Genomic DNA, 13,702 nt, shown 5'->3' on the forward strand with positions numbered 1-13,702 from the left:
CCTGAAACATAAAAAGACAAAGGTAAAACAACATGACGACCGAAACCGCCACTTTGGCTTTGGCCAAACAACTCATCGCCCGCGCATCCGTCACCCCTGACGACCAAGGCTGTCAGGAACTGCTGGCCGAACGCCTGCAAAAAATCGGCTTTACCGTCGAACAGCTGAATTTCGGCCAAACCAAAAACATTTGGGCGCGGCGCGGCAGCGGCGCACCGCTGCTGTGCTTCGCCGGACATACCGACGTCGTCCCCAGCGGGCCGGAGGACAAATGGACATCGCCGCCGTTCGAGCCGACCGAACGCGACGGCCGCCTCTACGGACGCGGTGCGGTGGACATGAAAAGCAGCATCGCCGCCTTCGTTACCGCCTGCGAACGCTTCGTTGCCGCCTGCCCGGACCACGCGGGCAGCATCGCCCTTTTGATTACGTCGGACGAGGAAGGTGACGCGCTGGACGGCACCACCAAAGTGGTGGACGTTTTGAAAGCGCGCGGCGAAACCATAGACTACTGCATCGTCGGCGAGCCGACCGCCGTCGATACTTTGGGTGATACGGTTAAAAACGGCAGGCGCGGTTCGCTGTCGGGCAACCTGACCGTCAAAGGCAAACAAGGCCACATCGCTTACCCGCATCTGGCGGAAAACCCCGTCCACAAAGCCGCCCTCGCGCTGGCCGAGCTGACTGTTGCCGAATGGGACCGGGGCAACGCCTATTTCCCGCCGACCGGTTTCCAAATTTCCAACATCAACGGCGGCACGGGTGCGACCAATGTCATCCCCGGCGAGTTGAACGTCAAATTCAATTTCCGTTTCTCCACCGAATCCGATTCAGACGGCCTGAAACGGCGCGTACACGAAATCTTGGACAAACACGGTCTGAATTACGATTTGCAGTGGAGCCTGTCCGGCCAACCCTTCCTGACCGAAGCGGGCAGGCTGACCGAAGCCGCGCAGGCCGCCGTTGCCGAAATCTGCGGCGTGCGCGCGGAACTCTCCACCAGCGGCGGCACTTCGGACGGCCGCTTCATCAAAGCCATTGCGCGCGAACTCATCGAACTGGGGCCGGTAAACGCTACCATCCATCAGATTGACGAAAACGTCGAACTCTCCGCCCTGCCGAAACTGTCGGCAGTCTACGAACGGATGCTGGCAGAATTGCTGGTGTAGGGATGCTTTAACTATCCGAGGCCGTCTGAACGCTTGGTTTTCAGACGGCCTTGATTGTTTTCGGTTTGCCGTTTTGCGGCAAAATCAAATTTTGCCGTCAGCTTTTGCCGTGCGGAAGGGCGGATGCGCATGGATGCGGCACTGAAATCAGCTTGATTTGAATTGTCTTGTTTTTGCAACTTAATAACATATAAAGTTATGGTATAACTTGACTGATTTGTCGCATGTTCGCGAAAATTCCGCGTTTTTTGGGCGGCAGGCCGGACAAATTGTCAGCAAATTTGGGCATGCCGAAAGATTATTTCAAATCGAGAAACATCGGATAAATCAATGGAACATGCTTTTACAAACAGACTATTACCGCTAACGGCAGCACTCATGCTGGCGTTCCCCGCTTATGCCGCCGCAGCCGGACAGAGTGCGGACAAGCCGTTGGATGCGGAAGTGGCTTCGGTTGAAGTGCGCGGCATCGGCAAACAGACCGCAACCAATTACACCGTGCCCACTTCTTCGGTTGCCACCGGCATCAGGCTGACCCAGCGCGAAACGCCGCAATCGCTGTCCGTCATCACCGAAAAGCAGATTGACGACCAACGGCTCGATACGCTGCAAGACGTTTTGAAACAAGTGCCCGGCGTGTACCACAGCAAAATGGGCAACAATGCCACGGGCGACAGCCAATTTGCGGCGCGCGGCTCGGCCATCGACAGCGTCAGCGTGGACGGCGCGGCAAAATTCCTTTATGAAAGCAATTCGATACGCCGCAGCACCAACAATCTCGACAGCGCGCTTTACGAACAGGTAGCGGTGGTGCGCGGTTCCAGCGGCCTGACCAACGGCGGCTTCGGCGAACCGTCGGGCATGATTGCCTTGGAGCGCAAAAAACCGCAGGCCAAACCTTTTACCGTTTTGGAAGCGGCGGCAGGTTCGTGGCAGCATTACCGTTTCATTGCCGATGCCAACAGCCCGCTGAATGCCGACAACACCTTGCGCGGCCGCGCCATATTCGTCAGCGACCACGGCGGCGACTACCTGCCGCGTACCGGCCGACACAACCATACGCTCTACGGCATCCTGTCTTACAACGTACAGCCGCAAACGCAAGTGCAACTGGGCACCGAAATCCACGTCAACCGCAATACCGGCAGTTCGCGCTTCGGTTATCTGACGATTGCCGGCAACGAAACCGACGGTTTTATCCCCTTTGAGGCCAACCCGCGCAACAATTCGTCGGCCAATTGGGCTTACGGCAAGGAAACCCGCGCCGAACTTTTCACCCGCCTGAGGCATGAATTCGACAATGGTTGGCAGTTGGACGGCAGCTATGCCTACCTTTACGGCAAAAACGACAATCTGTCGGCCATTGCGGGTACATATGACATCAATGCCGATTATTCCAGCTACGTCAGCGTCGATTTGGACAAGAGCCGCTCCAACGAACACAAATTCAACTTGAATCTTAACGGCGATTACGGATTGTTCGGCCGCCGCCACGAATTCAATACCGGCATCAGCTATCTGAACAGCAAGGATTACGGCCCGTATTACGGCGACAAAGACGTGCCGGTTGCCGACCTCCGCCGCTTCGACGGCAATATTGCCCGCCCCGAACTGCCTTACCTGCAAGACGGTTATCAGCAAAGCAGGCATTTGTCGGTTTACGGTTCGACACGCTTCAAACTCACCGACAAATGGTCGTTGATAGGCGGTATGCGCCTGATGAACTGGAAGTATGCCTACCGCACCGAGCGCAACCGTTTTGCCGACGGACGGCGCAGCGAAAAAGCCTTCATCCCCTACTTGGGCACGACTTACGACATCACGCCGAACCTGACTGCTTATGCAAGCTATACCACGGTTTTCCGTCCGCAGGTGCGCTATCTGACCCAAAACGGCAACCCCCTTGCCCCGCAGCGCGGCAGAACTTACGAAACCGGATTGAAAGCCTCATGGTATGAAGGCCGTCTGAACGCCGCCGTTTCCGTATACCGCAACAAACGCGACAAAATCGGCGTGCCTGCGGGCAGGCTGCCCAACGGGGAACGCTACTATAAGGCCGAAGACCATACCTCCAACACCGGCGGCGAACTTTCGATTAACGGCCGTCTGAACGACCGTTGGCTGCTCAACGCCTCTTATGCCCGTTCGAAAACAAAAAACAGCAAAGGCAAACAGATTAAAACCACGTATCCCGTGCATCTGTTCAAATTATTCACCGGTTACGACGTCAATGACCGCCTGACTGTCGGCGGCAATGTCAACTGGCAGAGCTTCATCATCGACGACCGCGAGGAAGTTACCGAACCGGCCGCGCGCAAGGCCCTCGCACAGCGCGCCTACGCCACCCTCGACCTGACCGCGCAATACAAAATCGGCAAGCGCACCCGCGTCGCACTCGATGTTGAAAACGTGTTCAACAAATATTACAAAACCATGCCCGATATTCATGTCTACGGCACGCCGCGCAGCATTACGGCATCGCTGAGGTACACGTTCGACTGAGTATCGCCATCGGAAAGGCCGTCTGAAAACAGAATACCGTTTTCAGACGGCCTCAGTGGATGTAGCCGGCCGCTTCATTGCCCGCTTGCACAATATCCGCTGCCAATACACTCAACAAAAAGGTGAATACAATGAATACACAAAACCCTTCCGACACCGGCCAACAAGCCAACCGCCGCTACCTGACCGTGTGGCGGTGGCATTTTTATTTCGGGCTGCTGGTCGTCCCCTTCCTGACCCTGCTTGCCGTAACGGGGCTGGGCATGCTGCTGTTTGCCAACATCACCGGCAAAGAGGGCGAACGCCTGCACATTACCCCGCAGGCGCAGGTGCAGCCCTTGTCGGCGCAGGCGGAAGCGGCGCGGCAGTTCGTCAATCAAAAATCCGCGTCGGTGGTGCAATATATCGCGCCGCGCGCCGACGATATGGTTGCCGTGTTCCGCGTAAACAACGACGACAAAGCGACCATGGTCGCCGTTGATCCTTACACGGCGAAAGTCGTCAGTTCCATGCCGCGCAATGAGGGCTGGTATCACACGATGGACGAAATCCACGGCGACATCATGCTCGGCACGGCGGGCGATTACCTGTTGGAAACCGCCGCATCGCTGACCATCCTGATGATGATTACGGGGATTTATTTGTGGTGGGCGAAACAAGGCCGTCTGAAACCCATGCTGGTGCCGAAAGCAGGCAAAGGACGCTCATGGTGGCGCGACTTACACGGCGCATTCGGCACATGGGTTTCCCTGATTTTATTGCTGTTCTGCCTGTCGGGCATTGCCTGGGCGGGCATTTGGGGCGGCAAAATGGTTCAGTCTTGGAGCCAGTTCCCCGCCGGGAAATGGGGGGTGGAGCCGAACCCCGTATCGACCTTGCCGACCCACGGCGATGTGCTGAACGACGGTAAAACCAAAGAAGCACCGTGGATTCTGGAACTCACGCCCATGCCCGTTTCCGGTACGACGAAGGGCGAAAACGGCATCAGTCCGAGCGAACCGATGACTTTGGAAACGGTTGACCGCTTCGCACGCGAAATCGGTTTCAAAGGCCGCTACCAACTCAACCTGCCCAAAGGCGAAACGGGCGTGTGGACGCTGTCGCAGGATTCGATGAGCTACGACATGGTCAGCCCGACTGCCGACCGCACGGTGCACATCGACCGGTACAGCGGCAAAATCCTGGCCGACATCCGTTACGACGATTACAACTTCTTCGGCAAATTCATGGCGGCCAGCATCGCGCTGCACATGGGGACGCTGGGCTGGTGGAGCGTGTTGGCGAACGTCGTATTCTGCCTGGCCGTCATCTTCATCTGCGTCAGCGGCTGCGTGATGTGGTGGAAACGCCGTCCGTCCGAAGCGCGCGGGCTGGTTCCCCCGGCGCAGAAAATCAAGCTGCCGGTATGGTGGGCAATGGCGGTGCCGCTTTTGGTTGTGGCGGTATTGTTCCCGACCGCCATCATGGCCATCGCCGTGATTTGGCTGCTGGATACGGCCTTGCTGTCGCGGATTCCGGCGTTGTCGCGTTGGTTTAAATAATCGGCGGCAATCAAGGTTGAGGCCGTCTGAAAACCGTTTTCCGTGTGGGAAATACGGTTTTCAGACGGCCTTTTTCAGTGCGCGCGGCTTACGGCGTGTAATGGCGGAAGATACCGCCTTCGGTAATCGTCCATAATGCCGCCTTCGCGCCGGCACTTTTCAGGGCGTCGTTCGTCCAAGTGTTGCAGGTGTAAAAGAGGTTGTAGCTGCCTTTCGCTTCGTAGAAGGCGTCGCTTTCGCCGTAATGGATGTCGGCGGTAACGGGGATGGTGCGGCCGTCCCGCCATTTCAGGCTGCTGCGGATGTAGGCGGCAAGTTCGAGGTATTGGCGGCGGCTGACGGTAAATTTGGCGCAGCGGCCGCAGTTTTCCATGCTGTCGTAGTAGGTGGTGTGGATGGCCGATTCGCTGAGGCCCGATACGGCTTTCAGGGCGGTGGATGCGGTCAGGTCGGCCCAAGTCGGCGTGTTGAGGTAGAAGTTTTTGTCGCCCCAGCCGACAGCAATCCAGTCGGCACTTTGGCCGCCCGTGGTGTCGGCGGCGGGAAAGGTTGCTGTCCAGTCGGTGTCGCCGTTGCGTGAGGGCATGACGATGTCGGTGTGGATGCCGTTGGAAATCAGGTAAAGGGTGATGTCGGCGTCGCCGTCGCCGTCGGCCTGCCTGTCGATTTTAATCATGGGCAGCAGGAACACGGCGGCTATGTAGGCAACCAGAAGGAAGAATAGGTCGACCAGGACTCTGCGGCAGAAGCGGAAGGCGGATTTCATGATGTTTGCCCGTCGGCAGGAGGGTTGTCCGCGTCGGTGTGGGCGGGCAGGGTGGCGATGGCGCGGGTGAATTCGGATACGTCGTTGAAACTTTTGTAAACGGATGCAAAGCGGACATAGGCCACTTGGTCGGTATCCAGCAATGCCTGCATGGCCATTTCGCCGATGAGGCGGGAGGGGACTTCTTTTTCGCCCAGCCGGTAGAGGCGGCCTTCGATTTTGGCAACCAAGTCGTCCACATCTTCGCTGCCGAAGGGGCGTTTGTGCAGGGCGCGCTCGAGGCTGGTGCGCAGTTTGTGCGCGTTATAGGGGACCCGGCTGCCGTTGCTTTTGATGATGTCGGGCAGGCGGACGTCGAGGGTTTCGGTGGTAATGAAGCGTTTGTCGCACGAGGGGCAGCGGCGGCGGCGGCGGATGCTGCTGCCTTCGTCGGTCAGGCGCGAATCGGTAACCAGGGTGTTGGGTTGCTGGCAGAAGGGGCATTTCATAAAGGGATACTTTCTTCAGACGGCCGTACCGGCGGCGCGGGCGGCGGCCAAACCTTCTTCCGCGCTCATGTAGCGGGGGTTTGCGGGGCAGTCGCGTTTTTCAATCAGGCCGTCGCGGAACATGACGAGTTCGTCGCAGGCCAGTTGGTGCCAAATTTCGTTTTTGGTCAGCGGCAGGGTGGCGATGACGGCGACGCGGTCGTTTGGAGTGGTAACGGCGGAAAAGTCGATGGCGACATCGTCGTCCAGCAGGCGTGCTTCGCCGAAAGGAGCTTGGCGCACGATGTAGTGGAGCAGGGTGCTGGCGTGGGCGAACATGACGAGGCCGTCTGAAAGGATGAAGTTGAACAGGCCGTGGCGGCGGATTTCGGCCACGAGTCCGGCAACGGCTTGAAACAGGGTGTCGTCATCGGGGCGTTGGTCGAAGCGTTGGCGCAGTTGCTCGAGGATGTGGCAGAAGGCGCGTTCGGAATCGGTGTCGCCGACGGGTCGGTAATATTGGCCGACGGGCGGGTGGAAGCCTTGCAGGTGGCCGTTGTGGGCGAACATCCAGTAATGCCCCCACATTTCGCGCACGAAGGGGTGGGTGTTGGCCAAAGAGGTGCGGCCGCTGGTGGCTTTGCGGATGTGGGCGATGACGTTTTCCGATTTGATTTGATAGGCTTTGATCAGGTCGGCCACCGGGGATTGCGCGCTGGGTTTGTCGTCGTGAAACAGGCGTACGCCTTTTTGTTCGAAAAAGCCGATGCCGAAACCGTCCACGTGGTGGTCGGTCAGCCCGCCGCGCCTGCGGAAGCCTTCAAAGGAAAAGACGATGTCGGTGGGGGTGTTGCAGTTCATGCCAAGAAGTTGGCACATGGCGGTATCCTTTAAATAAAGTTGTGCCGCAGTTTTCAGACGGCCCGATGTTGTTTTGTTTCGTGCGGATTCTAACATAGCGCCGGTGGTTTGGCAGAGGGACTGAGAGGACGGGGAGGCCGTCTGAAAACCGGCTGGAGGTTTTAAATGTATGACAGCCATGTTTTCAGACGGCCTTTTGGTATTCCGTTTCCCAACACTTTAAGTATTCACCATAAAACCAAGCGGCAGTATGGCAAAAACAGGTTGCTTCCTGTAAAATCGAGTGCTTTACTCTGTAAAGAATCTTTACATTTTATGCTTCGCCTGCTTCCGGTCCGGCAGCCGCGGCCGTGCGTGCGAGCACCTTCGTAGAAGAATACCGTTGGCGGCACACTAGTTTGCCGCACCACTTTCCCAACCTACCAAAAGTAACGCATCCCTATGATTAAAATCAAAAAAGGCCTAGACCTGCCCATCGCGGGCAGACCGGAGCAAGCCGTTTACGACGGTCCGGCCATTACCGAAGTCGCGTTGCTTGGCGAAGAATATGCCGGTATGCGCCCCTCGATGAAAGTCAAGGAAGGCGATGCCGTCAAAAAAGGCCAAGTGCTGTTTGAAGACAAGAAAAATCCGGGCGTGGTGTTTACTGCGCCGGCTTCCGGCAAAATCGCCGCGATTCACCGCGGCGAAAAGCGCGTGCTTCAGTCGGTTGTGATTGCCGTTGACGGCGATGACGAAATCGAGTTCGCCCGCTACGCGCCCGATGCGTTGGCAAACTTAAGCGGCGAAGAAGTGCGCCGCAATCTGATTCAATCCGGTTTGTGGACTGCGCTGCGTACCCGTCCGTTCAGCAAAATCCCTGCCGTTGATGCCGAGCCGTTCGCCATTTTCGTCAATGCGATGGACACCAATCCGCTGGCGGCAGACCCTGTGGTCGTGATCAAAGAAGCCGCCGAGGATTTCAGACGAGGTTTGCTGGTGTTGAGCCGTCTGACCGAACGCAAAATCCATGTTTGTAAGGCAGCCGGTGCGGACGTGCCGTCTGAAAACGCCGCCAACATTGAAACACACGAATTCGGCGGCCCTCATCCCGCGGGTTTGAGCGGTACGCACATTCATTTCATCGAGCCTGTCGGTGCGAATAAAACCGTTTGGACCATCAATTACCAAGACGTAATTGCCATCGGACGTTTGTTCGTAACAGGTCGTCTGAATACCGAGCGCGTGGTTGCCTTGGGCGGTCCGCAAGTCAACAAACCGCGCCTCTTGCGTACCGTTTTGGGTGCGAAGGTGTCGCAAATTACCGCCGGCGAATTGGTTGACGCAGACAACCGCGTGATTTCCGGTTCGGTATTGAACGGTGCGATTGCACAAGGCGCGCATGATTATTTGGGACGCTACCACAATCAGATTTCCGTTATCGAAGAAGGCCGCAGCAAAGAGCTGTTCGGCTGGGTTGCGCCGCAGCCGGACAAATACTCGATTACGCGTACGACCCTCGGTCATTTCCTGAAAAACAAACTCTTCAAGTTCACGACAGCCGTCAACGGCGGCGACCGCGCCATGGTGCCGATCGGTACTTACGAGCGCGTGATGCCGCTGGACATCCTGCCCACCTTGCTTTTGCGCGATTTAATCGTCGGCGATACCGACAGCGGGCAGGCTTTGGGTTGCTTGGAATTGGACGAAGAAGACCTCGCTTTGTGCAGCTTCGTCTGCCCGGGCAAATACGAATACGGCCCGCTGTTGCGCAAGGTGCTGGAAACCATTGAGAAGGAAGGCTGATTATGGGCTTGAAACATTTTCTGGAAAAAATCGAACCGCACTTCCTGCCGGGCGGCAAGCATGAAAAATGGTATGCCCTCTATGAAGCTGCGGCGACGATTTTCTACACATCCGGTGCGGTAACGCGCAAAGCGGCACACGTCCGCGACGCGCTCGACTCCAAACGCATGATGATTTTGGTGTGGCTGGCTTTGTTCCCCGCCATGTTTTACGGTATGTACAACGTCGGTGCGCAGGCATTCGGTGCGTTAACACCTGATTTGCTGCAACAAAGCATCGCCAACGACTGGCATTACGCCCTTGCCAACGCTTTGGGCATCAATATGTCGTCTGAAGCGGGCGTGTTGGGCAAAATGCTGTTCGGCGCGATTTACTTCCTGCCGATTTACGCAACCGTATTTGTCGTCGGCGGTTTCTGGGAAGTCTTGTTCGCCACTGTACGCAAACACGAAATCAACGAAGGTTTCTTCGTGACTTCGATTTTGTTCGCCTTAATCGTTCCGCCTACGCTGCCGCTGTGGCAGGCTGCCTTGGGTATTACCTTCGGCGTGGTGGTTGCGAAAGAGGTATTCGGCGGTACGGGTAAAAACTTTATGAACCCTGCGCTGGCAGGTCGTGCCTTCTTGTTCTTCGCTTATCCCGCCAATATTACCGGCGACACCGTTTGGACGGCAGTTGACGGCTATTCTGGCGCAACTGCGTTGGCGCAATGGGCGGCACACGGTTCGGAAGGTCTGAAAAACGCCGTTACCAATCAACCTATTACTTGGATGGATGCGTTTATCGGCAACTTGCCCGGTTCTATCGGCGAAGTATCCACTTTGGCGCTTTTAATCGGCGGCGCGTTTATCGTGTTTGCCCGCATCGCTTCTTGGCGCATCATTGCCGGCGTGATGATCGGTATGATTGCCATGTCTTCGCTGTTTAACGTCATCGGTTCGGACACCAATCCGATGTTCAGCATGCCTTGGTACTGGCATCTGGTCGTCGGCGGCTTCGCCATCGGTATGCTGTTTATGGCAACCGACCCCGTTTCCGCTTCCTTTACCAATGTCGGCAAATGGTGGTACGGCGCGCTAATCGGCGTGATGTGCGTGTTAATCCGCGTGGTCAATCCGGCTTACCCCGAAGGCATGATGTTGGCGATTCTGTTTGCCAACCTGTTTGCCCCGATTTTCGACTATTTCGTCGCACAAGCGAACATCAAACGCAGAAAGGCGCGCAGCAATGGCTAAGAAATTTGATAAAGACAGCTTCAGCGGCACGCTGATTGTGGTGTTGGCAGTCAGCCTGATTTGCTCGGTCATCGTGGCGGGCGCGGTTGTCGGCTTGAAACCGGTGCAGGAAAAACAAAAGGTTCAGGACAAGCAAAGCTACATCCTGAGTGTTGCCGGTTTGCTCGATAAAAATACCGACATCAGCAAAACCTTTGCCGACCGCATCGAACAACGCGTGGTCGATTTGGCGACCGGCGAATATGTGAAAGACGCGCCGAAAGATTTTAGCGCACGCGTTGCCGCCAAAGACCCCGCGCAAAGCATCCAAATCAAACCTGAAGACGATTTGGCAGGCATCAAGAGCCGCGCCAAATACACCGAAGTTTATTTGGTAAAAGGCGATGACGGCAAAGTCAGCCAAATCATCCTGCCTATGCACGGCAACGGTTTATGGTCGGTCATGTACGGCTTCGTCGCCATCCAACCTGACGGCAATACCATCAACGGCATTACCTACTACGACCAAGGCGAGACTCCGGGCTTGGGCGGCGAAATCGGCAATCCGTTGTGGCAACAAAAATTCGTCGGCAAAAAACTCTTTGACGAACAAGGCAAACTTGCCCTGCACGTCGGCAAAGGCGCAGGTTCCGATAAAGAACACGGCGTAGATGCACTCTCCGGCGCATCGCTGACTTCCAAAGGCGTACAAGGCTCGTTCGACTACTGGTTCGGCGAAAACGGCTATATCCCCTACCTGAACAAATTGAAATCAGCAGGAGCACAATAATGGCTGATATGAAACGCTTGAAACATTTAATGTTTTCACCCTTTATCGACAACAACCCGATTGCCTTGCAGGTCTTGGGGATTTGTTCGGCGCTGGCGGTTACCACCAAACTTCAGACGGCCATCGTGATGGGTATTTCCGTCAGTTTGGTAACCGGTTTTTCCAGCTTCTTCATCTCATTGGTGCGCAACTACATCCCCAATAGCATCCGCATTATCGTGCAGATGGCGATTGTTGCGTCGCTGGTTACGCTGGTTGACCAATTGTTGCAAGCCTATGCCTACGAATTGTCCAAACAGCTTTCCGTATTCGTTGGTCTGATTATTACCAACTGTATCGTGATGGGTCGCGCCGAAGCCTTCGCCATGAAAGAGCCGCCGCTGGAAAGCTTGGTGGACGGTATTGGTCAAGGTGCGGGTTACGGCATGTTGCTGATTATCATCGCCAGCATCCGTGAATTGATCGGTTCGGGCAAACTCTTTGGGTACACCATTTTCCAAACCGTACAGGACGGCGGCTGGTATCAGACCAACGGTCTCTTTCTGCTGGCACCGAGCGCGTTCTTCATCATCGGCTTTTTGATTTGGGGTTTGCGTACATGGAAACCCGAACAGGCGGAGAAATAAGACATGGAACACTATTTAAGCCTTTTTGTGAAATCCGTCTTCATTGAAAACATGGCGCTGTCCTTCTTCTTGGGCATGTGTACTTTTCTGGCGGTATCGAAAAAAGTATCCACCGCATTCGGCTTGGGCGTTGCCGTTACCTTCGTACTCGGCCTGTCCGTCCCTGCCAACCAGCTCGTTTACTCGCTGCTCAAAGACGGCGCGATTGTTGAAGGCGTGGATTTGACCTTCCTGAAATTCATCACCTTCATCGGCGTGATTGCCGCTTTGGTACAGATTTTGGAAATGTTCTTGGACAAATTCTTCCCCGCCCTCTATAACGCGCTGGGTATCTACCTGCCGCTGATTACCGTAAACTGCGCGATTTTCGGTGCCGTTTCGTTTATGGCGCAACGCGAATACAACTTCGGCGAATCCGTCGTGTACGGCTTTGGCGCGGGCTTGGGCTGGATGTTGGCAATTGTCGCTTTGGCAGGCATCACCGAAAAAATGAAATATTCGGACGCTCCCAAAGGCCTCAAAGGACTGGGCATCACCTTCATCTCCGCCGGCCTGATGGCGATGGCGTTTATGTCGTTCTCCGGCATCCAGTTATAAGAAAGGATTCGGCATGGAAATTATTTTAGGTATCGTGATGTTTACCGTCATCGTCTTGGCTTTGGCACTGATGATTCTGTTTGCCAAATCCAAGCTGGTGAGCGAAGGCGACATCACCATCAAAGTCAATGATGAAAAAGAGCTGACTATGCCCGCCGGCGGCAAACTGCTGGGCGCGCTTGCTAGCCAAGGCATCTTCGTTCCCTCCGCCTGCGGTGGTGGCGGTTCGTGCGGACAATGCCGCGTTGTTGTGAAAAGCGGCGGCGGCGACATTCTGCCGACCGAGTTGTCCCACATCAGCAAACGCGAAGCGCGCGAAGGTTGCCGTTTGTCTTGTCAGGTCAACGTCAAAACCGACATGGACATCGAAGTACCGGAAGAAGTGTTCGGTGTGAAAAAATGGGAATGCACCGTCATCTCCAACGACAACAAAGCCACGTTCATTAAAGAACTCAAGCTTGCCATTCCCGAAGGCGAAGAAGTTCCCTTCCGCGCCGGTGGCTACATCCAAATCGAAGCCCCGCCGCACACCGTTGCCTATAAAGACTTCGACATTCCTAAGGAATATCACGAAGACTGGGACAAATACAATCTGTGGCAATACGTTTCCAAAGTGGACGAGCCGATTTTGCGCGCTTACTCCATGGCTTCATATCCTGAAGAAAAAGGCATCATCATGTTGAACGTGCGTATCGCCACGCCTCCTCCGCGCGTACCCGATGCGCCTCCGGGACAAATGTCGTCCTACATCTGGTCGCTCAAACCCGGCGATAAAGTAACCATCTCCGGCCCGTTTGGCGAATTCTTCGCCAAAGACACCGATGCCGAAATGGTATTCATCGGCGGCGGTGCAGGTATGGCGCCTATGCGTTCCCACATTTTCGACCAGTTGAAACGTTTGAACTCCAAACGCAAAATCACTTTCTGGTACGGCGCACGCTCCAAACGCGAAATGTTCTATGTTGAAGACTTCGACCAACTGGCAGCAGAGTTCCCGAACTTCACATGGCACGTCGCCTTGTCCGATCCGCTGCCGGAAGACAACTGGGACGGCTACACAGGCTTCATCCACAACGTGGTTTACGAAAACCACCTGAAAAACCACGAAGCACCGGAAGACTGCGAATTCTATATGTGCGGCCCGCCGATCATGAACCAGTCCGTCATCAAAATGCTCAAAGACTTGGGTGTGGAAGATGAAAACATCCTCTTGGATGATTTCGGCGGTTAAATATTCGGCTTCAAAAACAAAAGGAAGAAACCAAGGCTTCTTCCTTTTTGGTTTAAATAGATAAAAAAGGAGCAGTACTAGACCTCTTGCGAAAGTATCCTGAAGATTTACAATTTCCAAATGAAATACGAAAACCTAATCCAAAGAAGCAAC

The 13,702-nt window shown here is 55.4% G+C and carries 12 protein-coding genes; 9 read left to right on the top strand and 3 right to left on the bottom strand.

All coding sequences use genetic code 11. The annotated features are described in order from the left end of the window. The first annotated feature begins 32 nt into the window (after positions 1-32). The 3 genes from dapE (at position 33) to ACTHSL_RS07715 (ending at position 5,212) form a co-directional block, all read left to right on the top strand. Positions 33-1,169 (top strand): succinyl-diaminopimelate desuccinylase, encoded by a 1,137-nt coding sequence (gene dapE, locus ACTHSL_RS07705; protein WP_440380964.1) that lies wholly within the window; start codon positions 33-35, stop codon positions 1,167-1,169. A gap of 378 nt (positions 1,170-1,547) precedes the next feature. Beyond that, positions 1,548-3,671 (top strand): TonB-dependent siderophore receptor, encoded by a 2,124-nt coding sequence (locus tag ACTHSL_RS07710; RefSeq protein ID WP_440380965.1) that lies wholly within the window; start codon positions 1,548-1,550, stop codon positions 3,669-3,671. 131 nt (positions 3,672-3,802) lie between these two features. Then, positions 3,803-5,212, top strand: coding sequence for a PepSY-associated TM helix domain-containing protein (locus ACTHSL_RS07715; protein ID WP_440380966.1), 1,410 nt, complete (start codon positions 3,803-3,805; stop codon positions 5,210-5,212). Positions 5,213-5,300: 88 nt separating this feature from the next. Here ACTHSL_RS07715 and ACTHSL_RS07720 read toward each other — a convergent pair whose 3' ends face one another. Genes ACTHSL_RS07720 through ACTHSL_RS07730 form a run of 3 tightly spaced genes read right to left on the bottom strand, consistent with a single transcriptional unit; the run spans position 5,301 to position 7,324 of the window. Beyond that, positions 5,301-5,978, bottom strand: coding sequence for a TIGR02117 family protein (locus ACTHSL_RS07720; RefSeq protein ID WP_440380967.1), 678 nt, complete (start codon positions 5,976-5,978; stop codon positions 5,301-5,303). Beyond that, complete coding sequence (nrdR, locus tag ACTHSL_RS07725) at positions 5,975-6,466, bottom strand: transcriptional regulator NrdR (RefSeq protein ID WP_003770053.1); 492 nt, start codon at positions 6,464-6,466, stop codon at positions 5,975-5,977. Before nrdR ends, ACTHSL_RS07720 begins: the two co-directional genes overlap by 4 nt. A gap of 15 nt (positions 6,467-6,481) precedes the next feature. Continuing rightward, positions 6,482-7,324, bottom strand: a complete 843-nt coding sequence (locus ACTHSL_RS07730) for a class II glutamine amidotransferase (RefSeq protein WP_440380968.1) — start codon at positions 7,322-7,324, stop codon at positions 6,482-6,484. Between the two features lie 423 nt (positions 7,325-7,747). On the opposite strand from ACTHSL_RS07730, the gene ACTHSL_RS07735 reads away from it, so the two are divergent. Genes ACTHSL_RS07735 through nqrF form a run of 6 tightly spaced genes read left to right on the top strand, consistent with a single transcriptional unit; the run spans position 7,748 to position 13,549 of the window. Then, positions 7,748-9,091, top strand: coding sequence for a Na(+)-translocating NADH-quinone reductase subunit A (locus ACTHSL_RS07735; RefSeq protein WP_440380969.1), 1,344 nt, complete (start codon positions 7,748-7,750; stop codon positions 9,089-9,091). 2 nt (positions 9,092-9,093) lie between these two features. Then, positions 9,094-10,326: an NADH:ubiquinone reductase (Na(+)-transporting) subunit B gene (locus ACTHSL_RS07740; protein WP_045074205.1), complete on the top strand. Its 1,233-nt coding sequence runs from the start codon at positions 9,094-9,096 to the stop codon at positions 10,324-10,326. Further along, the gene (locus ACTHSL_RS07745) at positions 10,319-11,095 is read left to right on the top strand and encodes a Na(+)-translocating NADH-quinone reductase subunit C (RefSeq protein WP_009425722.1); all 777 of its coding nucleotides are present in this window, start codon (positions 10,319-10,321) and stop codon (positions 11,093-11,095) included. Before ACTHSL_RS07740 ends, ACTHSL_RS07745 begins: the two co-directional genes overlap by 8 nt. Beyond that, positions 11,095-11,721 carry an NADH:ubiquinone reductase (Na(+)-transporting) subunit D gene (locus ACTHSL_RS07750; protein WP_003741088.1) on the top strand — a complete coding sequence of 209 codons (627 nt, stop codon included), beginning with the start codon at positions 11,095-11,097 and terminating at the stop codon, positions 11,719-11,721. Before ACTHSL_RS07745 ends, ACTHSL_RS07750 begins: the two co-directional genes overlap by 1 nt. Positions 11,722-11,724: 3 nt before the next feature. Beyond that, a complete protein-coding gene (gene nqrE / locus ACTHSL_RS07755; RefSeq protein WP_003741087.1) occupies positions 11,725-12,318 on the top strand; it encodes an NADH:ubiquinone reductase (Na(+)-transporting) subunit E in 594 nt (197 codons plus the stop codon). Positions 12,319-12,331: 13 nt separating this feature from the next. Further along, entirely contained in the window at positions 12,332-13,549 is a 1,218-nt protein-coding gene (nqrF, locus tag ACTHSL_RS07760) for an NADH:ubiquinone reductase (Na(+)-transporting) subunit F (protein ID WP_003741084.1), read from the top strand. The last annotated feature ends 153 nt before the right edge of the window (positions 13,550-13,702 follow it).

This window comes from Neisseria sp. P0008.S010 (genome assembly GCF_051962715.1).
Classification (GTDB): domain Bacteria; phylum Pseudomonadota; class Gammaproteobacteria; order Burkholderiales; family Neisseriaceae; genus Neisseria; species Neisseria elongata.